The following is a 25,790-nucleotide window of genomic DNA, read 5'->3' on the forward strand; positions in this document are numbered from 1 at the left end:
ACTTGCTTCGCCCGCTGCCATTATGGCAGTGGGCGAGCAGGTGTTTATTCAGGTAAACAAATGCTTCAGGCAAGCAAAAACGACAAAGCCCGGCACTGCCGGGCTTTGTCGTTTAAAGCTTGTGCGATCAGCGTGCGCGGTAGGTGATACGGCCTTTGCTCAGGTCGTATGGCGTCAGTTCAACGCGTACCTTGTCACCAGTCAGAATGCGGATGTAGTTCTTGCGCATCTTGCCGGAGATGTGCGCGGTTACGACGTGCCCATTTTCCAACTCCACACGAAACATGGTGTTGGGCAGGGTGTCGACGACAGTGCCTTCCATTTCGAAGCTGTCTTCTTTCGACATGCAGTAAAGCCCTCGGGAATCAAATGAGTGGCCCGGTGCAAGTGGCGCCAGGCAAAAGCGGCGTGCATTGTGCCCGAAAAATGTGTTTCAAGCCAAGCAGTTCAGTACAGAGTGACCCATCTTTGATTGGTTAGCAGCTCAATGGGCCGATATTGGGTCTTGTAATTCATCTTTTTGCAATTCTTGATCCAATAGCCGAGATAGACCGAGTGCAGGTGCAAACGTGCCGTTTCGGCGATCTGCCAGAGGATCGCGTAACGCCCCAGGCTGCGGCGTTCTTCGTCAGGCTCATAGAAGGTATAAACCGCCGACAGGCCATTGGGCAGCAGGTCGGTAACCGCCACTGCCATCAGCCGGCCTTCGGCGCGGAATTCGTAGAAGCGGGTAAACGGCAGGTCGCGAACCAGAAACGTGCTGAACTGCTCACGGCTGGGTGGGTACATGTCGCCATCGGCGTGGCGTTGTTCGATGTAGCGCTGATAAAGATCGAAGTATTCCTGGGTGAACACCGGCTTGACGCTGCGTACCACCAGGTCGGCATTGCGCTTGATGATGCGCTTTTGCTGGCGGTCGGGTTCAAACAATGCCACCGGAATGCGCGCCGGGATGCATGCGCTGCAGTTCTGGCAGTGCGGGCGGTACAGGTGGTCACCGCTACGGCGAAACCCCATGTCAGACAGGTCGGCATAGACCTGTACGTCCATGGGCTGGCTGGGATCGAGGAACAGCGTGGTCGCCTGTTCATCGGGCAGGTAGCTGCAGGAGTGGGGTTGAGTGGCATAAAACTTGAGGCGCGCCAGCTCTGTCATGATTGCCCCCGTTCTCGAAAACCTTGTAGCTATCAGTGTAAGCCAGCATGTCAGACTCGACTAGCTGACCAGTCAGCCTTATTGGCCGAGTCGAGGTATTGGTTCAGGTATTGGGCAAATGCCTGGCGCGGGATCGAGCGGGCGCCGAAGCTGTGCAGGTGCTGGGTAGGCATCTGGCAATCGATCAGCACGAAGTCCCAGGCCTTGAGGTGCTCCACCAGAGTCGCAAAGCCGACCTTTGAAGCATTGTCGGCGCGGCTGAACATCGATTCGCCAAAGAACAGGCGTCCCATGGCCAAGCCATACAGGCCGCCGACCAGTTCGTCGCCCAGCCAGACTTCGACGCTGTGAGCATGGCCGCGTTGATGCAACTCAAGGTAAGCGTCCTGCATGCTGGCGGTGATCCAGGTGCCCTGCGCATAGCTGCGCGGGGCTGCACAGGCCTCAATGACCGCGGCAAAGTCCTGGTCGAAGGTGACCCGGTACTTCTGTTGGCGCAGCAGCTTGGCGAGGCTGCGGGAAACATGCAGCTCTGCCGGGGGCAGAACGGTGCGTGGGTCGGGGGACCACCAGAGAATGGGCTGGCCGTCCTGAAACCACGGAAAGCAGCCGTGGCGATAAGCCTGCACCAGGCGGTCGGCAGACAGGTCGCCGCCGGCGGCCAGTAACCCGTTGGGCTCGCGCAGGGCCTTGTCCAGGGGCGGGAAGTCGAGGCTGTCACGTCGTAACCAGGTCAGCATGGGATCAATGGGTCTCAGCAGGGGAGGGGAGGGCGTCAGTCATTTTGCAACTCTATACGCTCAAGCAGGTCTGAGTCAGGTTGTCGTACCCCTGAGCTGCTGCCGATACAGGATCAACGTCATGTCATAAGCCTTTGTCACGCAAGACAATGCATGCTCAAATTGGGCTATCGTCAGTGCTGCTTGAACAGAGCAGACCGGCGCGCCAGACTTGTCGCGTGCCAGTACAGACCGGTACCGCTACAAAACCGTACAATGCCAACGTTGCGCGTTATCATTCAAGCCGAGTGTTTCAGGAGGCGTTCATCCGTAGTGCAATGTCAATGTCACCGTTCGCGCTTGTCTCGCGCCGTCGCCACACCTGGTCGTTCAATGAGTTGTTCGCGCTCCTGCGCAGGAATTAAAGCGTTTTGAAGAAATCCACTCCAGCACCCGCACCCGCAGCTGTACCCCTATGGCGGCAGCAGTTGCACTATCGGCTCAAGGAAGGGGCATTGATCGCCTTCGGCTTCCTGTGCCTGTATCTGATCATGGCCTTGCTGACCTACGACCAGAGCGACCCCGGCTGGAGCCATACCAGCAGCAGTGGCGGCCAGGTACAGAATGCCGCTGGCCGGGCCGGAGCGTTCAGTGCCGACATCCTGTTCATGGTTCTGGGCTACTTCGCCTATATCTTTCCGCTGTTGCTGGGGATCAAGGCCTGGCAGGTGTTCCGTCAGCGGCATGAACCCTGGCAATGGAGCGGCTGGCTGTTCTCCTGGCGCCTGATCGGTCTGGTGTTTCTGGTCCTGGCCGGCGCGGCCCTGGCGCACATCCACTTTCATTTCACAGCCGGCTTTCCGGGTTCGGCAGGCGGAGTGCTGGGTGAGGTGCTCGGTGACCTTGCCAAGCGGGCGCTGAATATTCAGGGCAGCACGCTGCTGTTCATTGCCCTGTTCCTGTTCGGGCTGACCGTGTTCACTGACCTGTCGTGGTTCAAGGTCATGGATGTCACCGGTAAGATCACCCTGGATCTGGTCGAATTGCTGCAAGGCGCGGTCAGCCGCTGGTGGGCCGCCCGTGCCGAGCGGCGCAGCATGGTGGTCAAGTTGCGCGAGGTCGACCTGCATCTGGAAGACGAGAAGCAGGCGCCCAGACCCGCCAGTCGCCGTGAGCCGGCACTCGGCGCCCGCGACAAGGTGTTTGAGCGTGAGCAGCCTGCCGCCGGCAAACCGGCGCCTGTCGCCGCGCCTGTGGTGCCCGCCGCCAGTGCTGCTGTGGCGCCGCTGGCAACACCTGCGCAACCGGGCAAGCCGATGCCGGCGATCATTCCGCCGACTCCGGCCAAAGCGCCGGAGCCGAGCAACCGGGTGATGAAGGAAAAGCAGGCGCCGCTGTTTGTCGACAGCGCCATCGAAGGCACATTGCCGCCGCTGTCGATTCTTGATCCGGTGGAAAAGAAAGCCCTTAGTTATTCACCCGAATCGCTGGACGCGGTGGGCAAGCTGCTGGAAATCAAGCTCAAGGAGTTTGGTGTCGAGGTTACGGTGGACTCGATTCATCCGGGGCCGGTGATTACCCGCTACGAAATCCAGCCAGCGGCCGGGGTCAAGGTCAGTCGGATTGCCAACCTGGCCAAAGACCTTGCTCGTTCACTGGCGGTGACCAGTGTGCGGGTGGTCGAGGTGATTCCCGGCAAAACCACCGTGGGTATCGAGATCCCCAACGAAGACCGGCAGATCGTGCGTTTCTCGGAAGTATTGTCGACCCCCGAATTCGATACCGCCAAATCGCCAGTCACCCTGGCGCTGGGGCATGACATCGGTGGCCGCCCGGTAATTACCGATCTGGCCAAGATGCCGCACCTGCTGGTCGCCGGTACCACCGGTTCCGGTAAGTCGGTGGGGGTCAACGCCATGATCCTGTCGATCCTGTTCAAGTCCGGTCCGCAAGATGCCCGCTTGATCATGATCGACCCGAAAATGCTTGAGCTGTCGATCTATGAGGGCATTCCGCATCTGCTGTGCCCGGTGGTCACCGACATGAAGGACGCGGCCAACGCCCTGCGCTGGAGCGTTGCCGAGATGGAGCGGCGCTACAAGCTGATGGCGGCCATGGGCGTGCGTAACCTGGCCGGCTTCAACCGCAAGATCAAGGATGCCGAAGAGGCCGGTACACCGGTCAGCGACCCGCTGTATCGCCGTGAAAGCATTCACGATGAGGCGCCGTTGCTCAGTACGCTGCCGACCATTGTGGTGGTGGTCGACGAATTTGCCGACATGATGATGATCGTCGGCAAGAAGGTCGAAGAACTGATCGCGCGTATCGCCCAGAAAGCCCGTGCCGCCGGTATTCACCTGATTCTTGCCACCCAGCGGCCGTCGGTGGATGTGATTACCGGTCTGATCAAGGCCAACATCCCGACCCGTATGGCGTTTCAGGTGTCGAGCAAGATTGACTCGCGGACCATCATCGACCAGGGCGGTGCCGAGCAACTGCTGGGGCACGGTGACATGCTCTACATGCCACCAGGCACCAGCCTGCCGATCCGGGTCCATGGTGCCTTCGTGTCCGATGATGAGGTCCATCGGGTCGTTGAGGCCTGGAAAATGCGTGGCACCCCTGACTACAACGACGATATTCTGGCCGGCGTCGAAGAGGCCGGTAGCGGGTTCGATGGCGGTAGTGGGGGTGGCGACGGTGAAGACAGCGAAAGCGATGCGCTTTACGACGAAGCGGTCAAGTTTGTGCTGGAAAGCCGTCGGGCGTCGATTTCGGCGGTGCAGCGCAAACTCAAGATCGGTTACAACCGCGCCGCACGTATGATCGAGGCGATGGAAAACGCAGGCGTGGTCACCCCGATGAACACCAATGGCTCACGTGAGGTCATCGCGCCGGCACCGATGCGCGACTGATCCCGCAGAGCAACCCTGTTGGCAGCGTGTGTGTCGCGCTGCCGCACTTTCAGTGAATTTAAAGAGGAATCCCATGCGTCTGATCCGCATGTTTCTGGCTACTGCTCTGACCTTTTCCGCGCTGACCGCCCATGCCGACAGCAAGGACGTGGCGCGCCTGACCCAGTTGCTGGAGAAGTCCCAGACCCTCAGCGGCCGCTTTTCGCAGATGACCCTCGACGGCAGTGGCACCCAGTTGCAGGAGTCGCAGGGCAGCATGACCCTGCAACGTCCAGGGCTGTTCAACTGGCACATCGATCCGCCTCAGGAGCAACTGATGGTTTCCGATGGCAAGAAGGTCACCCTCTGGGACCCGGACCTGCAACAGGTGACGATCAAGACCCTCGACCAGCGCCTGACCCAGACCCCGGCGCTGCTGCTGTCCGGCGATGTATCGAAAATCAGCGAAAGCTTCGATATCACCTCGAAAGAGGCCGGTGGTGTAGTGGATTTCGTGCTCAAGCCCAAGACCAAGGACACGCTGTTCGATAACCTGCGCCTGTCGTTTCGCAATGGCCTGATCAACGACATGCAACTGGTGGACAACGTTGGCCAGCGCACCAATATCCTGTTCACCGGGGTTACTGCCAACCAGCCCGTAGCCAAGGACAAGTTCCAGTTCCAGATTCCCAAGGGCGCGGACGTGATCCAAGAGTAAGTAGCCGACACAAGGCGCCCGAATCATGGACCTGTTCAGCCGTGAACCCATTGCCCAGCCCCTGGCGGCGCGCCTGCGTGCCACTAACCTGGACGAATACGTGGGCCAGGAGCACGTCCTGGCCCATGGCAAGCCCCTGCGTGAAGCCCTGGAGCAGGGGGCGCTGCATTCGATGATCTTCTGGGGCCCGCCGGGGGTGGGCAAGACCACCCTGGCGAAGTTGCTGGCCAAGGTCTCGGATGCACATTTCGAAACCGTCTCGGCAGTGCTGGCCGGGGTCAAGGAGATCCGTCAGGCCGTTGAAGTCGCCCGGCAGCAGGCGGCCCAGTACGGGCGGCGTACCATCCTGTTCGTCGACGAAGTGCACCGCTTCAACAAGTCCCAGCAAGACGCCTTCTTGCCCTATGTTGAAGACGGCACGCTGATCTTCATCGGTGCGACCACCGAAAACCCCTCGTTCGAACTGAACAATGCCTTGCTATCGCGGGCGCGGGTCTATGTGCTCAAAAGCCTGGACGAAGCTGCCCTGCGCAAGCTGGTACAGCGTGCCCTCACCGAAGAGCGTGGCCTGGGGCGGCGTCAGTTGAGCCTGAGTGACGAAGGCTTTGCCACCCTGATGGCGGCCGCCGACGGCGATGGCCGGCGCATGCTCAACCTGCTGGAAAATGCCTCGGACCTCGCCGAAGACGGCAGCGAAATCGGCAGCGAGCTGCTCAACAGCCTGCTGGGCGACACCCGCCGGCGCTTCGACAAGGGCGGCGAAGCCTTTTACGACCAGATTTCGGCGTTGCACAAGTCGATTCGAGGCTCAAACCCCGATGCGGCGCTTTACTGGTTCGCGCGGATGATCGACGGCGGCTGTGACCCGCTGTATCTGGCGCGACGGGTAGTGCGCATGGCCAGCGAAGACATCGGTAATGCCGACCCGCGTGCCTTGCCGCTGTGCATGTCGGCCTGGGACGTTCAGGAGCGCCTCGGCAGTCCTGAAGGCGAGCTGGCCGTTGCCCAGGCGATTGTCTATCTGGCCTGTGCGCCGAAAAGCAATGCGGTGTACATGGCCTACAAGGCTGCCATGGCTGACGTGGCGGCCAATGGTTCGCGGGAAGTGCCGTTGCACCTGCGCAATGCCCCCACCAAACTGATGAAGCAACTGGGTTATGGCGAGCAGTATCGTTATGCTCACGACGAGCCGGACGCCTACGCCGCCGGCGAAGACTATTTTCCCGACGACCTGGAGCCGCGCCAGTACTATCATCCGGTGCCCCGAGGCCTGGAAATGAAGATCGGCGAAAAGCTGCGTCATCTGCATGCGCTGGATGCTGCCAGCCCTCTTCAACGGAGAAAGTCTTGATTCAGACCATTCTTGCGGTGTCGATTGCCGGCATCGCTGGTACATTACTGCGTTTCGCCACTGGCAACTGGGTAAGCGCCCACTGGCCACGGCACTTTTACACAGCCACATTGGCGGTCAACCTGATCGGTTGTCTGATCATTGGCGTGCTGTACGGCCTGTTCCTGATTCGTCCGGAAGTGCCGATCGAGATTCGCGCCGGCCTGATCGTCGGTTTTGTAGGTGGTCTGACGACCTTTTCATCCTTTTCACTGGATACGCTGCGCCTGCTGGAAAGCGGGCAACTGCCACTGGCCCTGGGCTATGCCGGCATCAGCGTGTTCGGCGGCCTGCTCGCAACCTGGGTGGGCCTGACATTGACCCGACTTTGATAGACGAGAGACCGATATGCTCGATTCCAAACTGTTACGTACTCAACTTCAGGACGTAGCGGACCGCCTGGCTTCGCGTGGCTACACCCTGGATGTGGCCCGCATCGAGGCACTCGAAGCCCAGCGCAAGGTGGTACAGACCCGCACCGAACAGCTGCAGGCCGAGCGTAACGCCCGTTCCAAGACGATTGGACAGGCCAAGCAACGCGGCGAAGACATCGCACCGCTGATGGCTGACGTCGAGCGTATGGGTAACGAGCTCTCCGAAGGCAAGCTTGAGCTGGACAAGCTGCAGGCCGAGCTGGACGCCATCCTGCTGACCATCCCCAACCTGCCGGACGCCTCTGTGCCGGTCGGTGAAGACGAAGACGGCAACCTTGAAGTGCGCCGCTGGGGCACGCCGACCGCGTTCGATTTCCAGGTACAGGATCACGTCGCACTGGGCGAGAAGTTCGGCTGGCTGGACTTCGAGACCGCCGCCAAACTGTCCGGCGCGCGTTTCGCCCTGCTGCGCGGCCCGATTGCCCGCCTGCACCGCGCTCTGGCGCAGTTCATGATCAACCTGCACATCAACGAACACGGCTACGAGGAAACCTACACCCCGTATCTGGTCCAGGCGCCTGCCTTGCAGGGCACTGGCCAGTTGCCGAAGTTCGAAGAAGACCTGTTCAAGATCAGCCGCGATGGCGAAGCCGACCTGTACCTGATCCCGACCGCCGAAGTGTCGCTGACCAATATCGTGTCCGGGCAGATCCTCGATGCCAAGGAGCTGCCGCTGAAGTTCGTCGCTCACACGCCGTGCTTTCGCAGCGAGGCCGGTGCCTCGGGTCGTGACACTCGCGGCATGATCCGCCAGCACCAGTTCGACAAGGTCGAGATGGTCAAGGTCGTGGCCCCGGCCGAATCGATGAATGAGCTCGAATCCCTGACGGCCAACGCCGAGCGCGTTCTGCAACTGCTGGAATTGCCTTATCGCGTTCTGGCGCTGTGCACCGGCGACATGGGTTTCAGCGCGGTCAAGACCTACGATCTGGAAGTCTGGGTGCCGAGCCAGGACAAGTACCGCGAGATTTCCTCGTGCTCCAACTGTGGCGACTTCCAGGCCCGCCGCATGCAGGCGCGCTGGCGCAACCCGGAAACCGGCAAGCCTGAGCTGGTGCACACCTTGAACGGTTCGGGTCTGGCGGTGGGCCGTACCCTGGTTGCCGTGCTGGAGAACTACCAGCAGGCCGACGGTTCGATTCGTGTGCCGCAAGTGCTCAAACCGTACATGGGCGGCCTTGAGGTCATCGGCTAAATGGAATTTCTGCCACTGTTCCACAACCTGCGTGGCAGCTGGGTGCTGGTGGTCGGCGGCGGCGAGATTGCCTTGCGCAAGTCACGCCTGCTGGCCGATGCCGGTGCGTTGTTGCGGGTCGTCGCCCCGCATATCGAGCCGCAGTTGAGTGAGCTGATCGAGCGCAGTGGCGGTGAGCAGCGCCTGCGCGGCTATGTGCCGAACGACCTGGACGGCTGTGTGCTGGTGATCGCCGCCACCGATGACGAACCGCTCAACGCCCAGGTGTCCGCCGATGCGCGCAGTCGTGGCATGCCGGTCAACGTGGTCGATGCGCCGGCGCTATGCAGTGTGATCTTTCCAGCCATCGTCGATCGCTCGCCATTGGTCATTGCGGTGTCCAGTGGCGGCGATGCGCCGGTGCTGGCGCGCCTGATTCGCGCCAAACTGGAAGCCTGGATTCCCGCTACTTATGGTCAGTTGGCCGGGCTGGCGGCGCGGTTTCGCAGCCAGGTGAAAAGCCTTTATCCGGATGTGCAGCAGCGCCGCGCTTTCTGGGAAGAGGTGTTTCAGGGGCCTATCGCCGACCGGCAACTGGCCGGGCAGGGCGCCGAAGCCGAACGTCTGTTGCAGGCCAAGGTCGACGGCGAACCACCGCATGCGCCGGGTGAGGTGTATCTGGTCGGCGCCGGCCCCGGCGATCCTGACCTGCTGACCTTCAAGGCGCTGCGGCTGATGCAGCAGGCTGATGTGGTGCTTTACGACCGTCTGGTGGCACCAACCATTCTTGAGCTGTGCCGCCGGGATGCCGAACGCATTTACGTCGGCAAGCGCCGTGCCGAGCATGCCGTGCCGCAGGACCAGATCAACCAGCAATTGGTCGATCTGGCGAAACAGGGCAAGCGGGTCGTGCGCCTGAAGGGTGGTGACCCGTTCATCTTCGGTCGTGGCGGTGAAGAAATCGAAGAACTGGCCGCCCATGGCATCCCGTTCCAGGTCGTGCCGGGCATTACCGCCGCCAGCGGTTGCGCGGCTTATGCCGGGATTCCGCTGACCCACCGTGATTATGCGCAGTCGGTGCGGTTCATCACCGGGCACCTGAAAGACGGCAGCAGTGACCTGCCCTGGAGCGACCTGGTCGCGCCGGCGCAGACTCTGGTGTTCTACATGGGCCTGGTGGGGCTACCGACCATCTGCGAGCAGTTGATCAAACACGGCCGCGCTGCCAGCACCCCGGCAGCTTTGGTCCAGCAGGGCACCACCACCGGTCAGCGGGTGTTCACCGGCACCCTGGCCAACCTGCCGCAGCTGGTAGCCGAGCATGAAGTCCATGCTCCGACCCTGGTGATCGTGGGGGAAGTGGTGGTGTTGCGCAACAAGCTGGCGTGGTTTGAAGGGGCTCAGGGGACACTCTGAGCCTTCGGTATGGCCGGGTAGGAGCGAGCTTGCTGGCGAATGCAATATTTCAGTCACAGATGGTGCGCTGACTGATCTGGCCTCTTCGTGACCAAGGTCGCTCCTGCACGCTTGCGGCAGTTACTGCCAAATTCCTTTGCCTGCCAAGCGCTGCCGATCATGCGCCACGCTGAAGTCCTGCCAAGGACCTTTAGGCACCACCCCGGTCGGGTTGATGGTGCGGTGGCTGGCGTAGTAGTGATGCTTGATATGCTGGAAATCCACGGTCTGGGCAATGCCCGGCCACTGGTACAGCTCACGCAGCCAATTGCTCAGGTTCGGATAATCGCTCAAGCGCCGCAGGTTGCACTTGAAGTGGCCGTGGTACACGGCATCGAAGCGAATCAGTGTGGTGAACAGGCGCACGTCGGCTTCGGTCAGGTATTCACCGCTGAGGTAGCGGTTTTCTCCCAGCAACTGCTCCAGCTCATCAAGTTTGCTGAACAGCGCGTCGAAGGCTTGCTCGTACGCCGCCTGTGAGGTGGCGAAGCCGGCGCGGTATACGCCATTGTTCACATTCGGGTAGATCTGCTCGTTCAGCTCATCAATCTGCGCCCGTAAGTGCTCGGGATAAAGGTCCAGCGGGTTGCCGGTCAGTTCGTTGAACGCCGAGTTGAACATGCGGATGATCTCCGCCGACTCGTTGCTGACGATGCGCTTGAGCTTCTTGTCCCACAGCACCGGCACCGTGACCCGGCCAGTGTAGTTCGGGTCATCTTTGGTGTAGCGCTGGTGCATGAATTCCAGGCCGTCGAGCGCATCGCCGGTCGAGCCGGTCTGCGGGTCGAAGGTCCAGCCGTTTTCCAGCATCAGCCAGCTGACCACCGAGACGTCGATGAGCTTTTCCAGACCTTTGAGCTGGCGCACGATCAGCGTGCGGTGCGCCCACGGGCAGGCCAGCGACACATACAAGTGGTAGCGACCGGCTTGTGCCGCAAAGCCACCCTCGCCGGACGGGCCGGGCGCGCCGTCAGCCGTCACCCAGTTGCGGCGCTGGGCGTTCTCGCGCTGAAACGCGCCTTCCTTGGTTTCGTACCACTGGTCGTGCCAGCGTCCTTCGACAAGCAAACCCATGTCCTGACTCCAGGTCCGTAGTTGGAAATTGGAGTCAGTCTATCGGTATTGGTTCGAACTAAAAGCGCAAATATAGGCCCTTAATTATCGAACAGTTCGATCAATCAAAGGTTGCGATCACGCTTGTCCCAGAACTGCCTGGCCTGTTCGAACGCCGCTTCACGCTCGACACCGAGGCCACGCAGCGCCAGCGCCATGCTCGACAGCAGCGCCAGTTGTCCATAACTGTCTTCGACTTCACCGCGCCAGTAGGCCACCAGATGTGTCGGCTCCAGGCTGGCAGGCTTGACGTGGCGGCGCTCGGACAATGCCGGCCATTCTTCATCCCACTCGACGCCGGCCGTGGCACCGTACAGATGGCTGATGGTGTCAGGGTTGACCTCGATCTCGCCGCCATCACCCTTGATCACAATCGCATGGTCGCCCAGCAGGCGGCTGGCTTCACGGTGCACCGCCTGGTAGCCGGGGTGGAAGATGCTCTGCAGGCCGCAGCGGGCCTTGAGCGGATTGAGCACCCGCGCCAGGGAATGGATCGGCGAGCGCAGCCCCAGGGTGTTGCGCAGGTCGATCATGCGCTGCAACTGCGGTGCCCAGTCGGCCAGCGGGATGAACGCCAGGTGGCGTTGTTGCAGCGCGCTGTCGACGCTCTGCCAGTTGCGGCACAGCGGAATATTCAGCAGCTCCAGCAGTTGTTCGGTGTACAGGCGCCCGGCGGTGTGCGCCCCGCCACCGTGCAGCAGGACACGGATACCGTTGTTGGCCAGGCATTTGGCGGCCAGCAGAAACCACGGCAGGTGGCGTTTCTTGCCGGCGTAGCTCGGCCAGTCGATATCCACCTCAATGGCCGGCGCCTTGACCCGCTCACGCACCGCTTCGGTAAAACCGGCCAGCTCTTCGGGGCTTTCTTCCTTGTGGCGCAGCAGCATCAGAAACGCGCCGAGCTGGGTGTCCTCGACCTGTTCATCGAGCAGCATGCCCATGGCCTGGCGGGCCTCTTCGCGGGTCAGGCCGCGAGCGCCGCGTTTGCCCTTGCCGAGGATGCGTACGAACTGGGCGAAGGAGTGTTCTTCTGGTGTTTCGGTAACCAGCGGGCGGTAGTCGGTCATATGCAATTGGTCGGCTTGGGCAGGCCTGCCAGACGGGCCGCCAGTTTGGCGGGCCGGCCGTTGAACAGGCGGTTGAGGTGCATGCTGTTGCCCTTTTCCGGGCCCAGCTTGAGTGCCGTGTACTTGATCAGCGGCCGGGTGGCGGGCGACAGCTGGAATTCGCTGTAGAACGCGCGCAGCAGAAGGAGGATTTCCACATGCTCGTCGCCAAAATCGATGTTTTCTTCGGCGGCCAGTGCCTGGGCAACCGCCAGTGACCAGTCGCCGAGGTTCTGCAGAAATCCATCACTGTCCAGCGGGATCTGGCGGCCGTCTACGTTCAGATGGGTCATAGCCAGGTATTCACCTTGTCGAAGCGTACCGACAACTCGACGAAGCCTGGATAGTCCACCGCACGGGCGCTGGCGGGCAGTGCCAAGTGTCGGGCAAGCAGGTCTTCTTCGAGCGCGAACAGCCGCTCACCCAGCGCACTGAGCGCAGCATCGGGCTGGCGCAGCGCATAGGTGGCGTCGCCGCACAGCAGCAGCGCGTCATGTTCGCCGAGCACACGCAGGCAACTGCTCAGGCGGCTGTCGGCGAATGGGGAGTGGGATACAACGTGCAAGGTCGCCATCAGATCGTGATCACCTGGTCGTAACGGTCGATAAGGGCGGCGATATCGGCACCGCTGGCCAGACTCTGGACATCCGGATTGTCAGCCTGGACGCCGCGTTGCTCAAGGCTGTGGCCGCAGGCATACAAGTCTTCGATACCGAACATCGGCAAGGCCTTGAGGTTGGCGGTGATGTCTTTCTGCTGCACGGCGCTGGCGTGCTGCCCGGTCTGCAACTGAAATACCCCATCGTCGAGAAACAGCAGGCCGACCGGCAGATCGAAGGCGCCGCCGGCCAGGACAATGTCCAGCGCTTCGCGTGCTCCAGGCCCTGACCACGGCGCCTGGCGGCTGATAATCAATAGCGATTTGCTCATCTTATGGCCCTCCAAAACAGATCACCCGGTCGGCTGCCTGCGCCGCATCGTGCAACTGGCCCAACCCGGACAGCTCCCAGGGCGCCAGCAGGCTGGCCGCACTGCGCTGATAGCGTGCAGCCTCTTCGGCGTTCAGCACGCCACGGCGCAACGCCGCCGCAATGCACACCACGCCATCGAGCTGGTGTTCGCTGATGAAGGCGCGCCATTGTAGCGGCAGGTCCTGCTCGTCCTGCGGCGTAACCACACTGCCGCAGGCGTTGTGCACACCATCCTGATAAAAGAACAGCCGCACAATTTCATGCCCGCCCGCCAGCAATGCCTGGGCGAACAGCAGGGCGCGGCGCGAGGAGGGTGCATGGGGGGCGGAAAACAGACAAAGGGCGAATTTCATGCTCGGCTCGATCAGCGTGACAGGCACAATGATAAAGAATTAAGGCGCCTGAGTGTGAGCAACCCGCTCAGGCGGCTGGCAAGCGTACATGCACCCGCAGCCCAGGATGGGCGTTATCGGCCCAGATATCGCCGCTTTGTGAATGCACCACGCTCTGGGCGATCGACAGCCCCAGGCCAAAGCCGTCGCCGCCAGGCCGGTCGGCGCTGAGCCGGGTAAACGGCTTGAAAATCTGTTGCAGTTGTTCCGGCGCCACCCCAGGACCCTGGTCCTCGATCCATAGATGCCAGTGGGCGTCCTCGCGCTGGCCGCTCAGGCGCACGATGCCGTGTTCCGGAGAATGGCGTACCGCGTTACGCAGGATGTTCTCCAGCACCTGGGCCAGGCCATTGAGGTTGCCTGACACCCGGCAGTCGGCCGGTAGTTCGCAGGGCAGGCGCTCGACCGGCCAGCCGGTTTCAAAGCAGCAGTCTTCGCGCAGGATATTCCACAGTTCGGCCACTTCCACGGATTCTGCGGGCAACCGGGGGCGCTCGGTGTCGAGCCAGACCAGCTCCAGGGTGTCGTCGATCAAGCGTTCCATGGCCAGCACTTCACGCTCCTGACGCTGACGCAATGTGGCGATATCCAGTTCACGCTCGCCAGCCACCCGCAGGCGGCTCAACGGCGTGCGCAGCTCATGGGACAGCGCGCGCAACAGCCGGCGCTGGAAGTCGACGGTGGACTCCAGGCGTGCAGCCATGTGATTGACGGTGCGCGCCAGTTCGCCCAGTTCGTCGCGGCGCTCGGCAATCCGCGGCTCGATGCGCGCCGACAGATCGCCGCTGCCCAGCGCAATGGCCTGGCGACGCAGGCTGGCCATTGGCGCAATCAGCATGCGATACAGCAGCGCGCCCAGTAGCACAGCCAGGCTGGCGGGCAACACCTGCTGGGCGAGGATCTCCCAAAGGCGGTTATGCTGGCGTGGATTCAGGCGCAACGGCAGCTCCATCACCAGCCGCGCGTCACTGCCTTCGAAAGGAATATAGAAACTCGGTCGCGCGCCCGGCCTGCCTATCAGACCATCAATGGGACGGATGAAGTTGAGTCTGGTGTGCTCGTCTTCCGACAACGGCTGCGACGCCAGTGATTCGCGCTGGGCACTGACGACCACCGCCCAGACCTGTTCGTGCTCTTGCAGTTGCTCGAGAAACGCATCGACGCCGGCCGCACCCTGCTGCTCCCAGGCGCGCTGCGCCTGAGCGGCGTACCCTTTGAGCACCTGCTGGGTTTCTTCAGGCAAACGTGAAGTGGCATTTTCCACCCGCTCGGCCAGGTCCTCTTCAAGGATCACCACCAGCAGACACAGCAATGCCAAGGCCGCAACCAGCTTCCACAGCAACGAATGACGATCAGGCAGGCTCATGCTTTGGTCGGGCTCAGCACATAACCGGTGCCGCGCACGGTCTCGATGCAGCGGCTGTTATAACCGATGGCCAGCAACTTGCGACGGATCCGGCTGACATGCATGTCCAGGCTGCGATCATGCAGCGACCAGGCACGATGCATCGCCTGCTGATACAGAAACGCTTTGCTCAGCACCTCGCCGCTATGGTCGAGCAGCACTTGCAGGACGCGAAATTCCATGCCGCTCAGATCGGCCCACTGCTGCGCATGGCAAACATCGCAACGCCGATTATCGACGATCAGTTGCAGGTCATCATGCCGCGTCTTGGCTTCGTGCTCATAAGCCACGCGGCGTAACACTGCATCAATGCGCACGTCCATTTCGCGCATGCTGAAGGGCTTGGGCAAATAATCGTCGGCCCCCTGACTGAAACCCAGAATACGGTCCTGCTCGGCGCCCAGCGCCGACATCAGGATCACCGGCACCCGCTGGCGTCGACGCAACTCACTCAACAAATCCAGGCCGTTGCCGTCAGGCAGCATGATGTCCATCAGAATCAGGTCGAAGTGTTCCTGGGTCACCAGCTCAATAATGGTTTCAGCATGCAGTCGCAAGGTCACGGCAAAGCCACGCTGGAGCAGATGAGCTTCCAGGTGGCTGGCCAGCAAGGGATCGTCCTCGATGGCCAGAATCCTTGGCGGCGCAGCGGGGGCGGGCAGGTGGTGCATGACAGTGCCTTGTATGAGAATGATTCTACGTTGGCTATTCTGACGAAAGCCGCTGAAGATTCATACCGGCGTATTTATACGTGGCTTGCATAGGGAGCAAGCCCAAGCCTCAGCACAGCATTTCGGCAAAACCGGATAGACTGCGCGCTCTACACCCTCAAGGAGCTGGATCCATGCTAGGCGTGACTGACTACGGCGCTTTTGTCATTGCGTTCATCATCGTCCTGGCCATTCCCGGCCCAGGCAATTTCGCACTGATCACGGCGACCGGCAAAGGTGGGGTCAAGGCCGGGCTGGCGGCCACTTGCGGGGTCATTCTTGGCGATCAGGTCCTGCTGTGGCTGGCGGTGGCCGGGGTCGCTACGCTGCTGGCGGCTTACCCGGCCGCCTTTCATGTCGTGCAGTGGGCGGGGGCGGCGTACCTGGCTTATCTGGGCCTGCGCATGCTGCTGAGCAAGCCAGGCGGCACCCCGCGCAAAAGCCGTATGGACAACGGCCAGTACCTGCGCCAGACCATGATGATCACCTTGCTCAACCCCAAGGCGATCATGTTTTACATGGCGTTCTTTCCTCTGTTCGTCGATCCGGTCCGCCATCAGGGCCTGCTGACCTTTGGCTTTCTGGCCGCCACGGTGGCGGTGGTGACATTCCTTTATGGGCTGATTGCGGTACTGCTGACCCAGCACCTGGCCGAGCGCATGCGTGCCAACCCGCGCACCGCCAATCTGCTTGAACGGCTGGCAGGCGCCTGCCTGCTGGGCTTCGGGATCAAGCTGGCAGCGATGCGTTAAGCGTCATCACTAAATCGCAAACCGATAATGGCTGCGGCCTTTGCGCTTGGCCTCGTACATGGCGTGGTCGGCCTTGGCCAGCACGGCCTCAGGGGTGATCGGCTCCGAAGGCTGGCTGAAGGCGATGCCGACACTTGCGCCAATCCTGATACCGGTATGGCCGTTGAGGGTGAACGGCTCGGCCAGGGCCCGGCAGAGTTGCTCGCCCAGATTCTCCGCCGCTTCGGTCGAGCTCAAGGTCTTGGCAATGATCACGAACTCGTCCCCCGCCAGGCGCCCGACCAGGTCGCCTGCGCAGCTCAGCTCAGCAGTCGCTACGCGGCTGCAATCAGCAGGGCATCGCGGGTGGCTCTGTCAAACAGGGTTTTCTCGGCCAGCTTGTGCTCGGTGATATCCTGCGACATGACAAAAAACCATCGACCTGGCCATGGCGGATGTCGGGCACGTATGTCGCACACCAGACTCTGGGGTCGGTTGCGCTGTAGCGAATATTGTCGACCGTGACTCGCTGACCGCTCAGGGCCTGCTCGAAGTGCGGCAACAACTGCGCATAGACGTCGGGGCGCAGCGCCTGTTAGCGTTTTTCCAGGCTGTAGCTTTGGCGCCGGTCGTGAACCAGTTCCTCAAGCAGGTGCAGGCTGGCCGCATCGGTGACCAGATTACGCTGGTTGATTTCGCTTTCGACAATACGTGCCAGATCGCTGAGCGCAGTGAGCTGTTCCGGGGCCAGCTGCCGTGGGCGGCTGTCAATGACGCACAGCGTGCCCAGGCTCAGGCCGTTGCCAAGCCGCAGCGGGATGCCGGCATAGAATCTGATAAAGGGCGGGCCACTGACCAGCGGATTGTCGGCAAAGCGTTCGTCCGCCAGGGTGTCGGGAATCACCAGCGCTTCTTCGACCAACAGTGCGTGGGCGCAGAAGGCGACGTTGCGCGGTGTCTGCGTGGCCTCCAGGCCCACGGCGGACTTGAACCACTGGCGCTCGCGGTCGACCAGCGATACCAGGGCAATGGGGGCATCGAGCAGGGTGGCGGCGATCCGGGTTACCCGGTCGAAGGCTTGCTCGCGAGGCGTGTCGAGAATCTGCAAACGTTCGAGAAAGCTGACTCTGGCGGCTTCGTTGAGCGGGTCGGGAGCTGACTGCAAAGTGACCTCGGCTGACTGGAGGGCGCTTGATGTTGCAACCTCGCACAGCGATTTTTTGCACAAGGCGTGTGCGGGCTGGCGTACCCCACTGGAGAATAGCTGTTGTCGGTCGATCTGCCGCAACAGGGTAACCAGGGCAGAAGCGGAGGGGGATTTTGCAGGCTCCAGAAACGACAAAGCCCTGAATGATCAGGGCTTTGTGCTATCGAATATGGCGGAGGCATAGAGATTCGAACTCTAGGACCTGTTACAGTCGGCAGTTTTCAAGACTGCTGCCTTAAACCACTCGGCCATACCTCCACATGTGTTGCGGGCGCCATAATACCCGAATGTAACAAGCTGTCAAACTCTGCCGGTGGTGATGAGCGGCGCCTCTGATATGATCTTTGCAACTTGTCATTTCAGCAAGCTATCAACAGTGAGGAGCTTCGCGATGCGCGAACAGGATTACCTACTTAAAACCGGCGTGCAGGAAGCCGACCAGCTCGAAGTCAGTCGTGTCCTGCGCAATACCTATGGCCTTCTGGCCCTCACCCTCGCTTTCAGCGGCGTCATGGCGTTCGTGGCCCAGCAAATGCGTGTTGGCTACCCGAACATCTTCGTCGTGCTGATCGGCTTCTATGGCCTGTTCTTCCTGACCGCCAAGCTGCGTGATTCGGTCTGGGGCCTGGTTTCGACCTTCGCCCTGACCGGCTTCATGGGCTTCATCCTGGGTCCGATCCTCAACCGTTACCTGGGCATGAGCGGCGGCGCAGAAGTGGTCAGCTCGGCGTTTGCCATGACTGCACTGGTGTTCGGCGGCCTGTCGGCTTACGTGCTGACCACCCGCAAGGACATGAGCTTCCTGGGCGGCTTCATCACCGCAGGCTTCTTCGTCCTGCTGGCAGCGGTCGTGGCCGGTCTGTTCTTCGAGATCAGCGGTCTGCAACTGGCGATCAGCGCAGGTTTCGTGCTGTTCTCCTCGGCCTGCATCCTGTTCCAGACCAGTGCGATCATCCACGGTGGTGAGCGTAACTACATCATGGCGACCATCAGCCTGTATGTATCGATCTACAACCTGTTCATCAGCCTGTTGCAGATCTTCGGCATCATGAGCCGCGACGACTGATCGTTTGTCGCGTAAAAAACAAAGCCCGCCTCGTGCGGGCTTTGTGCTTTTTCAACGCTTGAAACGTTGCAGGCTGAACGCCGAAAGGTCCGTTTCGCTGCGTCCGCTCATGCAGCGCTGAGCCAGCGCCTCGCCCAGCCCCGCCGAATGCTTGAAACCATGCCCTGAGCAAGCCGAGACCACCGTCACGTTAGGCAGGCAGGGGTGCTCGTCGATGATGAAGTGGTAATCGGGCGTCACGGTGTAGGCGCACACCGAGGTCTTCAGTGCCCGGCTACCCACCCCGCTAAAACGCCCGGCAACTTGAGTGCGGTACATCTGCTCGATCTGTTGGTCGCTGACATTACGATCCAGACAGTATGGATCGCATGCTGTCTCGTACTGCTCGGTGGCAATTTTCATGCTGCCTTCGCCGGGCAGGGGCGGGAAGCCGTAACTCACATCATTGAATGCCGGTCCGTGGGTCAGGATGAAACTCGGTGACTGCGCCGCGAAGCGTGCCGGTTCGCTGACTTCAAACCAGTAAAGCGTCTGGCGACAGACCCGCAGCAGAGCATCAAAGGGCGCGCCCAGCAGCCCGGCCGACCACATGCCGGCACTGACGATTACCTTGTCGGCATAAATCACTCCCTGATCGGTACTGATCCTGACCGTTGTGCCTTCATTCTCAAGCGCCAGCACGGTCTCGTTCAGGCGCAGTTGCGCACCTTGCTGCGCGGCCAGTTGCAGCTGCACGGCAATGCAGCGTTCCGGGCGCAGATAACCGCCTTGCGGTTCGAAGTAGCCAATGGCGCTGTCCAGCACCGGGCTGAACTGGCCGAAGCGCTGGCGAATCTGCGCCGCGTCCAGCACCTGGTGCTCGATGCCGTAGGTTTTGGCCAGTTCAATGGTGCGGTGGGTGAAGTCCGCAGGATCGTGCGGGTCGTAGACGCTGCTTGAGGTCATCACCAGCACGCCGCACTGCTCGAACAATGCCTCACCCGACAGTGCTTCGAGTTCCCGCCAGATCCGATGAGAGCTGCGCACCAGCGGCAGGTACTGCGGACCTTCCCCGTTGGACAGGCGAGTGATGCGCGTATCGCCATGGCTGGAGCCCTGAGTATGGGGCGGCGCATGGCGGTCCACGCCGATGACGTTGGCGCCGGCCTTGCTCAGTTGATAAAGGGTTGCAGCGCCCATCGCGCCCAGGCCGAGCACGGCCACCTGATAATGTTCTTGCATGCTGGGTGGATTGTCCGCAAATACGCCATTGCAACGCCAGCCACCGACAAAATCAACCCATGGGGGGTGATATGCACAGTGCCGGCGGCAGCAGGCGCGAGGGTCGCGCTTGCTTTTTTTGGTCATATGGGTTTGCGAAAACTGTCAAAAGTTGTCCACGAAAATCGTGGGTATGTCTGTGGATAACTCGCTGAATGCTCTATTTTCAGAGGCTTTGGTTTGTGTGGTTGATTTATGACCAGTTTTTCCGAGGCAGGGTGCTGCCGCCGTTCCGTGCCGCGCCCGCTGATCTGAAAATGCGACCGATTTGGCAAATCACGCACCTGACGCCAGCTTCGCATACGCTGGCCCCGGTGGGCAGGCCGTCAGGCGGTAATTAATAATTCTTTAACTTTGTTCGGAAAACCGGATGTGTATTCGGTTTTCCGAACAACTTGGTAATCTTGATTGGATTCACCACTTTGTTTCCGGTATTTGCCGCTCTGGACGTTGTTGACAAGTACCGTTAGTGCTGTGCATTAGTCCGCCACACGGCTGCGTCAGGCGCTGCAATATGGGGGGGGTTAACTGCGCAAGTTATCGCCAGTGCTGCCCGCAATGCCGTAGATCGTTGCTGGCCTGTTTTTACCTTGTACTGCTGGCCTGGCCCGGGTTTTTAGAGAGGCCCTGGTCATTGGCGTTGGTCAATGCTTTGGTCCCGGTTGCCATCAGCATTGCAAAAGCTTTATATATTGTGACTCGGGCCGTTCATGAGTGGAAAAATTTATCGACGCAATAGAAAATGTTCACGCGATTCTGATTGGCCGTGTATATACCCTGCGGCTTACTTGTGCCTGACAGCCAACCGGCTTGCAGTAGTGTCTGGATGTAATAGGGTGCCTCTAAAAACTGGGCGAGGCAGTCAACGTAGCGCTGGCGCGCATAACGCCGCAGACGCCCGGCCAGCAGGCAATTGTCCTGCTGACAGTGGTCCGCAACACAATGAGGGAAGGTGGCCCTCTGTGTCTCTGGAACCGGGGCAGTCTGCACCCTTGAATCCTTTCGCGAAGCCGGGCTGTTCCGGGCGGGTGATCGTAAACAGAGGTTAGGTGACGGTCTGCTTTTGCATGCAAAAGTACGGCTGACGCTGTCCTGTTGTTCAATGGAATTGCTGATCATCAGTAAGGGGCTTGGATGAAACGGGGACTCTATGAGCAATGACGCTTCGAAGATGGAGCACGAGGTCCTCGACATATTTGGTACCCTGCAGTCGTTCATCCGCAAGGCCGCGCCGCTTAATGTCGACATGGTGCTTGAAGGCGAGACGGGCACTGGCAAAGACACGCTGGCGCGGCGCATTCATCAACTATCAGGGCGTCCCGGTCCGTTGGTGGCACTCAACTGCGCAGCGGTTCCCGAGCAACTGGCCGAGAGCGAATTGTTCGGGGTGATGGCGGGCGCTTACACCGGCGCCTCTAAATCGCGTGCCGGTTATATCGAAGCGTCTAATCATGGCACGTTGTATCTTGACGAGATCGACAGCATGCCGCTGTTACTCCAGGCCAAGTTGCTGCGTGTTCTGGAGATGCGTGGAATAGAGCGTTTGGGGTCGACGCGTTTTGTCGAGCTTGACTTACGAGTGATTGTGGCCACTCAGACCCCCCTTGAGAAACTGGTCGAGGAAGGCAAGTTCCGGCGCGATCTGTTCTTTCGTCTTAACGTCATCAAGATCCAGTTACCGACACTGCGTTCGCGGCTTGAGCACTTGCATCGGTTGTTCGAGCAATTTGTCGGTGAAGCGGCGAGCCGGCATCGCCTGCCGGTTCCGGAGCGCGATCCGCACCTGCTCAAAAGCCTGCTCGGCCACCGTTGGCCGGGCAATATCCGCGAACTCAAATGCGCCGCCGAGCGCTTCGTGTTGGGCATGCCGGCGCTGCAGGGGCTGGCTGGCGGCTTGCTCGATGAGTCCTCGGCACGCCTGCGTGATTACCTGCGGGCGCTGGAAAAGGCGGTAATCCAGGAATGCCTGGCACGTCATCCCAACAATATCGAGTCGGTAATCACTGAACTGGGTATTCCCAAACGCACCCTCTATCACCGCATGAAGAGCCTGAGCATCAACGCTTCTGAATCCTGAATGCGGGGTCATGTGGAACCGCTTCTGAAAATCGGCCACTCACTGTTCGAACATCACATCCGGTGTTCAACACTTTCGATGATCAGGAGTAATCACTATGGCTGGTACCGCTTCCCTCGGCGCTTCGATGGCTGCAATGACCAAAATGGATGCCACCGCTGCGGCAACCACCACCATGAACGCCGAAGCCCAATCCAACAAGATGATGACCGATACCGTCAACGGTATCGCCAGCGCCTACCAGGACTCGGCCACCAAGGCGCAGAACGCCGCTCAGCAAACCGGTAAGGCGATCAACTACTGATCGTCGTGTTCCCCTCCCGGCCCGCGTCGGGAGGGGTTACCCCAGTGCATTCAAGGAGTGGACTATGTTTTCTTCTTCAATAGGCGGGCCACAGGCCGGTGCATTTCAGAGCACCTTCGCCAGCACCCAGACCAGCGCCCTGCAATCGAGCTCCAGTGAGGCGGCGGGTCAGATCGCCTCGCTGCTCAGCGACGCGCTGCTGGAAAAGAGCGGCAGCGGTGCCAATATCCGCAACGCTGACAACCCGTTGATCGGCATGGTTGCCGATCACATGGACCGCAACCCTGAAAAGTACGGCAAACCGCACGATGCCAATGGCCGGGTCGACGGCTGGCGCGATGAGCTCAGCGAAGACAATTACCTCGACGGCCGGGAAAAGGCCGCCTTCACCAAAGGCCTGGAAGGGCTGATCAGTGAATTCCTCAGTGGCGGCTCTTCGGGCCAAAGCTCCATCGGTCAAGGCACCAGCGGCCAGGGCGCCTTTGGACAAGGCTCGTTGGGCCAGGGTGGCCTGGGCGGTTCGCGCGGCGCCGCGAGCCCTTCGGCGGGTTGCAACCAGGGCTGGGGCGGCAATTCCCTGGCGGGGGCTGGCGGTGCTGGTGCCGGCGGTGGCCTGCAGAGTCTGCTGAGCTCGTTGCTGGGCAGTCTTGGCGAGGAAAAACTCGACAACCTGCTCAAGCCGGTCGCCTCGCAGCCTGCCTCGATCGGTGCCTTGGTCAAGGGCAACACTAACGGCATGATGAGCTTCAACCCTGAAGATAAAGATGTCCTCAAGGAAATCTCGCGCTTCATGGACATGCACCCCGAGGAGTTCGGCAAGCCGGACGGCAAATCCAAGGACTGGATGGGTGAGCTGTCCGAGGGCGACTTCGTGATGTCCAAGGCCGAGAGCCAGCAGTACATGAAGGCCATTGACATGATCAAGGGCGAAATCAAAGGCAGTGCCGAGGGCAACTCGCTGGGTGGCCTGTTTCCTGATGCGCAACAGAACTTTCAGAATGGCGGGGCTGGCAACACCCTGAAAACCGACGCCAGTATCGCGGCCGGCAACATTCTGTCTGTGTTGGTGCAGCAGAGCGTGACCGAATCACGCGGCTGATCCGCACGACTTTTCAGGTGCCTTTTCGTCCAGGCAGGAGAGCAAAACATGGCTGTTAACCGTGTATCAACCCATTCCGCAAGTCTTGTGGATACCGAGCTGACATCGAATGTTGCGCCTGCCTCGGCGGATATCGCCTGGTTCAGTGCGGCCATGCAGCCCGCCGCGCCACGTTCGGCGGCGTCACCGGCCAGTGAGGTGTCGCCGGTATTGCAGGCCACCTCCGCATTTCAGAAAGACGCCGAACGGATCAACCGGCAGTTGCAGCGTGTCTCCGGCTCGGTCGACCCGCAGCAGATGATGCAGGCCAACCGTTCGCTGTCGTCGTTCTACCTTGAAAGCATGCTCAGCGCCAAACTGGTCAGCAAGGCGGCGCAAAGCGTGGAAAAACTGACCAGTCTGCAATAGGGCGGGGCTATGTATCCCAAGGTAATCAGGCTGCTCGCCCTGTTGTCGGTAGTGCTGGCGCTGGCCGGCTGTGGTGACCGTATGGAACTGCATCGCGACCTGACCGAGCAGGATGCCAACGAGATCATGGCCGAGTTGGCCGACAAGAACATCAGTGCCTACAAGCGCCTGGACAAAAGCTCGGTGTCGGTACTGGTGGCGGCGCAGGACATTTCCCGGGCGGTACGCGCGCTGGAGGCGGTCGGTCTGCCGCGCCGCTCGCGTTCGAGCCTGGGTGAGGTGTTTCGCAAGGAGGGGGTAATCTCTTCGCCGCTCGAAGAGCGTGCCCGCTACATCTATGCGTTGTCCCAGGAGCTGGAACAGACACTCTCGCAGATCGACGGCGTGGTGGTGGCCCGGGTGCATGTGGTGTTGCCCGAACGCATCGCCCCTGGCGAACCTGTACAGCCAGCCTCGGCCGCGGTGTTTATCAAGCACCGCGACGGCATGGAACCCGACAGCGTCTTGCCGCGTATCCGGCGCATGGTCGCCAGCAGTATTCCGGGCATGGCCGGCGCTGATGACAAGAAACTTGCGGTGGTCTTCGTGCCTTCTCAGGAGTACCGGCAGACCGTCGAACGGGTCAGCCTCGGGCCGTTTGAGCTGACCCGTGAGCGCCTGGAGTTCTGGCAATGGATTCTTGGTCTGTCAGCGTTCGGTATCGCGTTGCTGCTTGGCGGCCTGTTTGCTCTCAACCCGCGCTGGTTGCAGCGGCTGTCGCGACGTCCCGAAGCGGCTGGCGCCACTCAAGGGGCTGAGCGATGACCCCGGATGCGCCACAGGCGCTGAGCTGGGTTCGCTGGTGGGCCCAGGGCTGGCGACAAGCCCATGAAACCTGGCAACTGCCCGCCACGGCTGATTTCGACCAGCCAACCCTGACACTGATGCTGCAACGCGATGCGGCGCTGGCTGACCGTTGCATGGGCATGACCGCCAGTGTTCCTCCGCCACCGGATGAACTGCTGCTGCCTTTGTTACCGTTCGATGCCGAGCAGTGGCAGCGGGTGTTCGAACTGTGCGTGGCAGTGTGTGCCGGTGCCAGCGGTGGTCGACGTCATCGACTGGATGAGCGCACGCAACGCTGGTGTCAGCGGCTGGGCCAGGCGTTGCAGCCGGGGCAATGGCTGCCGGCCCAGTGGTATGGCGCAGGGCCCGAAGCCGCCGGCCTTTGCCTGTTGCGTGCCTGGGCCGGAGAAACCCTGTGGTCACGTCTGCGCCTGCAATTTGCCCGTGACGCCGTGCAGGCAGCCGAACAACTGGCGGTCGAGCAGATTCCGCATGCACGCCTGCGGGCCTTATGGCATGCGCTGAGCTGGCAGGTATCCAGGGCAACTGACTGATTGAGGAGATGGTCATGCTGACCCGCCGTACCCTGACTTTTCCCGGCGACCGGCATACGGTGACCGGGTCACTGCTGCCTCGTGAACTGTTCGATGACTGTCGGCTGGCCGAACAACTGGTGCAGCAGGCCCAGGCCCAAGCCCGGCAAATCCTCGACCAGGCGCGCAGCGAAGCGTTGCTGCTGGGCCGCCAGGCCGAGGAGCAGGCGCGGGCCGAAGTGCTCGAGCAATCCCTGGCACTGCTTGAAGACTTGCGCGACCAGCATCAGCGTCGCGAAGCCGCGGTGCTGGAGGTCGCTCGCGAACTGGTCAGCGCCGCTGTGCAGCAGGTATTGAACGAGCAGCCGCCGCTGCAACGGATCGAGGCGGTGCTGGGGCATCTGCTCAGCGCCCAGCCGGACGAGCCTTTGGCGCGTCTGCATTGTCACCCCGAGCGGCTTGAGGAATTGGCGACCTGCCTGCAGCACGGCGGCCGTGAGGGCTGGAGCCTGCAGGGCGATCCGCGTCTGGCCGCCGATGCGTTGAGCCTGCGCACCGAGCGCGGCGAATTCAATCTGGACTGGCACAGCCTGGTGCAACACGTCCTGCCTTGACCCGTCAGCAGGGCGCTGTGCTGACCGGTC

Annotated in this window: 29 protein-coding genes and 1 tRNA gene; 15 read left to right on the forward strand and 15 right to left on the reverse strand. The window is 61.1% G+C overall.

Features of this window, described 5'->3' with window-relative positions; genetic code table 11:
- Positions 1 to 127: 127 nt before the first annotated feature.
- The 3 genes from infA to aat all read right to left on the reverse strand — a co-directional run bounded on the left by infA (position 128) and on the right by aat (position 1,895).
- Complete coding sequence (infA, locus tag NRB16_RS00820; protein WP_002553999.1) at positions 128 to 346, reverse strand: translation initiation factor IF-1; 219 nt, start codon at positions 344 to 346, stop codon at positions 128 to 130.
- A 101-nt stretch (positions 347 to 447) separates the two neighbouring features.
- Complete coding sequence (locus tag NRB16_RS00825) at positions 448 to 1,155, reverse strand: arginyltransferase (protein WP_045493118.1); 708 nt, start codon at positions 1,153 to 1,155, stop codon at positions 448 to 450.
- Between the two features lie 50 nt (positions 1,156 to 1,205).
- Complete coding sequence (gene aat, locus NRB16_RS00830) at positions 1,206 to 1,895, reverse strand: leucyl/phenylalanyl-tRNA--protein transferase (RefSeq protein ID WP_045493114.1); 690 nt, start codon at positions 1,893 to 1,895, stop codon at positions 1,206 to 1,208.
- A 410-nt stretch (positions 1,896 to 2,305) separates the two neighbouring features.
- Here aat and NRB16_RS00835 point away from each other — a divergent pair, with 410 nt between their 5' ends.
- From NRB16_RS00835 to cysG, 6 genes are all read left to right on the forward strand, one after another.
- Positions 2,306 to 4,789 carry a DNA translocase FtsK gene (locus NRB16_RS00835; protein WP_045493112.1) on the forward strand — a complete coding sequence of 828 codons (2,484 nt, stop codon included), beginning with the start codon at positions 2,306 to 2,308 and terminating at the stop codon, positions 4,787 to 4,789.
- 73 nt (positions 4,790 to 4,862) lie between these two features.
- Complete coding sequence (lolA, locus tag NRB16_RS00840; RefSeq protein ID WP_253117548.1) at positions 4,863 to 5,486, forward strand: outer membrane lipoprotein chaperone LolA; 624 nt, start codon at positions 4,863 to 4,865, stop codon at positions 5,484 to 5,486.
- 25 nt (positions 5,487 to 5,511) lie between these two features.
- Positions 5,512 to 6,837 (forward strand): replication-associated recombination protein A, encoded by a 1,326-nt coding sequence (locus NRB16_RS00845; RefSeq protein WP_045493106.1) that lies wholly within the window; start codon positions 5,512 to 5,514, stop codon positions 6,835 to 6,837.
- Positions 6,834 to 7,208 (forward strand): fluoride efflux transporter CrcB, encoded by a 375-nt coding sequence (gene crcB / locus NRB16_RS00850; RefSeq protein WP_045493103.1) that lies wholly within the window; start codon positions 6,834 to 6,836, stop codon positions 7,206 to 7,208. The genes NRB16_RS00845 and crcB overlap by 4 nt, the downstream gene beginning before the upstream one ends.
- 16 nt (positions 7,209 to 7,224) lie before the next feature.
- Positions 7,225 to 8,505 carry a serine--tRNA ligase gene (serS, locus tag NRB16_RS00855; protein ID WP_045493100.1) on the forward strand — a complete coding sequence of 427 codons (1,281 nt, stop codon included), beginning with the start codon at positions 7,225 to 7,227 and terminating at the stop codon, positions 8,503 to 8,505.
- Positions 8,506 to 9,900 (forward strand): siroheme synthase CysG, encoded by a 1,395-nt coding sequence (cysG, locus tag NRB16_RS00860; protein ID WP_045493098.1) that lies wholly within the window; start codon positions 8,506 to 8,508, stop codon positions 9,898 to 9,900.
- Between the two features lie 120 nt (positions 9,901 to 10,020).
- Here cysG and NRB16_RS00865 read toward each other — a convergent pair whose 3' ends face one another.
- The 8 genes from NRB16_RS00865 to NRB16_RS00900 all read right to left on the reverse strand — a co-directional run bounded on the left by NRB16_RS00865 (position 10,021) and on the right by NRB16_RS00900 (position 15,597).
- Entirely contained in the window at positions 10,021 to 11,013 is a 993-nt protein-coding gene (locus tag NRB16_RS00865) for a glutathione S-transferase family protein (RefSeq protein ID WP_045493095.1), read from the reverse strand.
- Positions 11,014 to 11,117: 104 nt separating this feature from the next.
- Complete coding sequence (locus NRB16_RS00870) at positions 11,118 to 12,119, reverse strand: glycosyl transferase family protein (RefSeq protein ID WP_257105242.1); 1,002 nt, start codon at positions 12,117 to 12,119, stop codon at positions 11,118 to 11,120.
- Positions 12,116 to 12,451 carry a TusE/DsrC/DsvC family sulfur relay protein gene (locus NRB16_RS00875; RefSeq protein WP_257105243.1) on the reverse strand — a complete coding sequence of 112 codons (336 nt, stop codon included), beginning with the start codon at positions 12,449 to 12,451 and terminating at the stop codon, positions 12,116 to 12,118. Before NRB16_RS00875 ends, NRB16_RS00870 begins: the two co-directional genes overlap by 4 nt.
- Positions 12,448 to 12,732: a sulfurtransferase complex subunit TusB gene (gene tusB, locus NRB16_RS00880; protein WP_045493088.1), complete on the reverse strand. Its 285-nt coding sequence runs from the start codon at positions 12,730 to 12,732 to the stop codon at positions 12,448 to 12,450. The genes NRB16_RS00875 and tusB overlap by 4 nt, the downstream gene beginning before the upstream one ends.
- Entirely contained in the window at positions 12,732 to 13,088 is a 357-nt protein-coding gene (gene tusC / locus NRB16_RS00885; protein ID WP_257105244.1) for a sulfurtransferase complex subunit TusC, read from the reverse strand. Before tusC ends, tusB begins: the two co-directional genes overlap by 1 nt.
- Position 13,089: 1 nt before the next feature.
- Positions 13,090 to 13,482: a sulfurtransferase complex subunit TusD gene (gene tusD / locus NRB16_RS00890; RefSeq protein WP_257105245.1), complete on the reverse strand. Its 393-nt coding sequence runs from the start codon at positions 13,480 to 13,482 to the stop codon at positions 13,090 to 13,092.
- A gap of 67 nt (positions 13,483 to 13,549) precedes the next feature.
- Positions 13,550 to 14,887, reverse strand: coding sequence for a sensor histidine kinase (locus NRB16_RS00895; protein WP_045493082.1), 1,338 nt, complete (start codon positions 14,885 to 14,887; stop codon positions 13,550 to 13,552).
- Positions 14,884 to 15,597 (reverse strand): response regulator transcription factor, encoded by a 714-nt coding sequence (locus tag NRB16_RS00900; protein WP_257105246.1) that lies wholly within the window; start codon positions 15,595 to 15,597, stop codon positions 14,884 to 14,886. Before NRB16_RS00900 ends, NRB16_RS00895 begins: the two co-directional genes overlap by 4 nt.
- A 173-nt stretch (positions 15,598 to 15,770) precedes the next feature.
- Between NRB16_RS00900 and NRB16_RS00905 the strand changes: the two genes are divergently transcribed.
- The gene (locus NRB16_RS00905; protein ID WP_257105247.1) at positions 15,771 to 16,388 is read left to right on the forward strand and encodes a LysE family transporter; all 618 of its coding nucleotides are present in this window, start codon (positions 15,771 to 15,773) and stop codon (positions 16,386 to 16,388) included.
- Positions 16,389 to 16,397: 9 nt separating this feature from the next.
- Here the strand turns inward: NRB16_RS00905 and NRB16_RS00910 are convergent, their stop codons facing one another.
- From NRB16_RS00910 to NRB16_RS00920, 3 genes are all read right to left on the reverse strand, one after another.
- Complete coding sequence (locus NRB16_RS00910) at positions 16,398 to 16,691, reverse strand: diguanylate cyclase domain-containing protein (RefSeq protein WP_306456342.1); 294 nt, start codon at positions 16,689 to 16,691, stop codon at positions 16,398 to 16,400.
- A 271-nt stretch (positions 16,692 to 16,962) separates the two neighbouring features.
- Positions 16,963 to 17,532: a GAF domain-containing protein gene (locus NRB16_RS00915; protein ID WP_257105248.1), complete on the reverse strand. Its 570-nt coding sequence runs from the start codon at positions 17,530 to 17,532 to the stop codon at positions 16,963 to 16,965.
- A gap of 212 nt (positions 17,533 to 17,744) precedes the next feature.
- Positions 17,745 to 17,832, reverse strand: a tRNA-Ser gene (locus NRB16_RS00920).
- Between the two features lie 133 nt (positions 17,833 to 17,965).
- On the opposite strand from NRB16_RS00920, the gene NRB16_RS00925 reads away from it, so the two are divergent.
- Positions 17,966 to 18,640 (forward strand): Bax inhibitor-1/YccA family protein, encoded by a 675-nt coding sequence (locus tag NRB16_RS00925; RefSeq protein ID WP_045493070.1) that lies wholly within the window; start codon positions 17,966 to 17,968, stop codon positions 18,638 to 18,640.
- Positions 18,641 to 18,691: 51 nt separating this feature from the next.
- On the opposite strand, the gene solA is transcribed toward NRB16_RS00925, so the two are convergent.
- Positions 18,692 to 19,861 (reverse strand): N-methyl-L-tryptophan oxidase, encoded by a 1,170-nt coding sequence (solA, locus tag NRB16_RS00930; RefSeq protein WP_257105249.1) that lies wholly within the window; start codon positions 19,859 to 19,861, stop codon positions 18,692 to 18,694.
- A gap of 1,189 nt (positions 19,862 to 21,050) precedes the next feature.
- Here solA and NRB16_RS00935 point away from each other — a divergent pair.
- From NRB16_RS00935 to sctL, 7 genes are all read left to right on the forward strand, one after another.
- Positions 21,051 to 21,977 carry a sigma 54-interacting transcriptional regulator gene (locus NRB16_RS00935; protein ID WP_045493065.1) on the forward strand — a complete coding sequence of 309 codons (927 nt, stop codon included), beginning with the start codon at positions 21,051 to 21,053 and terminating at the stop codon, positions 21,975 to 21,977.
- A gap of 97 nt (positions 21,978 to 22,074) precedes the next feature.
- The gene (locus NRB16_RS00940) at positions 22,075 to 22,281 is read left to right on the forward strand and encodes a hypothetical protein (protein WP_045493062.1); all 207 of its coding nucleotides are present in this window, start codon (positions 22,075 to 22,077) and stop codon (positions 22,279 to 22,281) included.
- A gap of 64 nt (positions 22,282 to 22,345) precedes the next feature.
- Entirely contained in the window at positions 22,346 to 23,380 is a 1,035-nt protein-coding gene (locus NRB16_RS00945; protein ID WP_084710168.1) for a DNA-binding protein, read from the forward strand.
- Positions 23,381 to 23,428: 48 nt separating this feature from the next.
- Positions 23,429 to 23,788, forward strand: a complete 360-nt coding sequence (gene sctI, locus NRB16_RS00950; RefSeq protein ID WP_045493059.1) for a type III secretion system inner rod subunit SctI — start codon at positions 23,429 to 23,431, stop codon at positions 23,786 to 23,788.
- A 9-nt stretch (positions 23,789 to 23,797) separates the two neighbouring features.
- Positions 23,798 to 24,592: a type III secretion system inner membrane ring lipoprotein SctJ gene (sctJ, locus tag NRB16_RS00955; RefSeq protein WP_045493056.1), complete on the forward strand. Its 795-nt coding sequence runs from the start codon at positions 23,798 to 23,800 to the stop codon at positions 24,590 to 24,592.
- Positions 24,589 to 25,167 (forward strand): hypothetical protein, encoded by a 579-nt coding sequence (locus NRB16_RS00960; RefSeq protein ID WP_045493053.1) that lies wholly within the window; start codon positions 24,589 to 24,591, stop codon positions 25,165 to 25,167. Before sctJ ends, NRB16_RS00960 begins: the two co-directional genes overlap by 4 nt.
- A 14-nt stretch (positions 25,168 to 25,181) precedes the next feature.
- Complete coding sequence (gene sctL, locus NRB16_RS00965) at positions 25,182 to 25,760, forward strand: type III secretion system stator protein SctL (RefSeq protein ID WP_257105250.1); 579 nt, start codon at positions 25,182 to 25,184, stop codon at positions 25,758 to 25,760.
- Positions 25,761 to 25,790: the final 30 nt, after the last annotated feature.

Origin of the sequence: Pseudomonas sp. LJDD11, from assembly GCF_024584215.1 — a bacterium.
Taxonomy (GTDB): Bacteria; Pseudomonadota; Gammaproteobacteria; order Pseudomonadales; family Pseudomonadaceae; genus Aquipseudomonas.

Bases quoted from the DNA above. Each gene is read 5' to 3' on its own strand.
- infA (WP_002553999.1), bottom strand. From the start codon at position 346: ATGTCGAAAGAAGACAGCTTCGAAATGGAAGGCACTGTCGTCGACACC.
- NRB16_RS00825 (WP_045493118.1), bottom strand. From the start codon at position 1,155: ATGACAGAGCTGGCGCGCCTCAAGTTTTATGCCACTCAACCCCACTCC.
- aat (WP_045493114.1), bottom strand. From the start codon at position 1,895: ATGCTGACCTGGTTACGACGTGACAGCCTCGACTTCCCGCCCCTGGAC.
- lolA (WP_253117548.1), top strand. From the start codon at position 4,863: ATGCGTCTGATCCGCATGTTTCTGGCTACTGCTCTGACCTTTTCCGCG.
- NRB16_RS00845 (WP_045493106.1), top strand. From the start codon at position 5,512: ATGGACCTGTTCAGCCGTGAACCCATTGCCCAGCCCCTGGCGGCGCGC.
- serS (WP_045493100.1), top strand. From the start codon at position 7,225: ATGCTCGATTCCAAACTGTTACGTACTCAACTTCAGGACGTAGCGGAC.
- cysG (WP_045493098.1), top strand. From the start codon at position 8,506: ATGGAATTTCTGCCACTGTTCCACAACCTGCGTGGCAGCTGGGTGCTG.
- NRB16_RS00865 (WP_045493095.1), bottom strand. From the start codon at position 11,013: ATGGGTTTGCTTGTCGAAGGACGCTGGCACGACCAGTGGTACGAAACC.
- NRB16_RS00870 (WP_257105242.1), bottom strand. From the start codon at position 12,119: ATGACCGACTACCGCCCGCTGGTTACCGAAACACCAGAAGAACACTCC.
- NRB16_RS00875 (WP_257105243.1), bottom strand. From the start codon at position 12,451: ATGACCCATCTGAACGTAGACGGCCGCCAGATCCCGCTGGACAGTGAT.
- tusB (WP_045493088.1), bottom strand. From the start codon at position 12,732: ATGGCGACCTTGCACGTTGTATCCCACTCCCCATTCGCCGACAGCCGC.
- tusC (WP_257105244.1), bottom strand. From the start codon at position 13,088: ATGAGCAAATCGCTATTGATTATCAGCCGCCAGGCGCCGTGGTCAGGG.
- tusD (WP_257105245.1), bottom strand. From the start codon at position 13,482: ATGAAATTCGCCCTTTGTCTGTTTTCCGCCCCCCATGCACCCTCCTCG.
- NRB16_RS00895 (WP_045493082.1), bottom strand. From the start codon at position 14,887: ATGAGCCTGCCTGATCGTCATTCGTTGCTGTGGAAGCTGGTTGCGGCC.
- NRB16_RS00900 (WP_257105246.1), bottom strand. From the start codon at position 15,597: ATGCACCACCTGCCCGCCCCCGCTGCGCCGCCAAGGATTCTGGCCATC.
- NRB16_RS00905 (WP_257105247.1), top strand. From the start codon at position 15,771: ATGCTAGGCGTGACTGACTACGGCGCTTTTGTCATTGCGTTCATCATC.
- NRB16_RS00925 (WP_045493070.1), top strand. From the start codon at position 17,966: ATGCGCGAACAGGATTACCTACTTAAAACCGGCGTGCAGGAAGCCGAC.
- solA (WP_257105249.1), bottom strand. From the start codon at position 19,861: ATGCAAGAACATTATCAGGTGGCCGTGCTCGGCCTGGGCGCGATGGGC.
- NRB16_RS00935 (WP_045493065.1), top strand. From the start codon at position 21,051: ATGAGCAATGACGCTTCGAAGATGGAGCACGAGGTCCTCGACATATTT.
- NRB16_RS00940 (WP_045493062.1), top strand. From the start codon at position 22,075: ATGGCTGGTACCGCTTCCCTCGGCGCTTCGATGGCTGCAATGACCAAA.
- NRB16_RS00945 (WP_084710168.1), top strand. From the start codon at position 22,346: ATGTTTTCTTCTTCAATAGGCGGGCCACAGGCCGGTGCATTTCAGAGC.
- sctI (WP_045493059.1), top strand. From the start codon at position 23,429: ATGGCTGTTAACCGTGTATCAACCCATTCCGCAAGTCTTGTGGATACC.
- sctJ (WP_045493056.1), top strand. From the start codon at position 23,798: ATGTATCCCAAGGTAATCAGGCTGCTCGCCCTGTTGTCGGTAGTGCTG.
- NRB16_RS00960 (WP_045493053.1), top strand. From the start codon at position 24,589: ATGACCCCGGATGCGCCACAGGCGCTGAGCTGGGTTCGCTGGTGGGCC.
- sctL (WP_257105250.1), top strand. From the start codon at position 25,182: ATGCTGACCCGCCGTACCCTGACTTTTCCCGGCGACCGGCATACGGTG.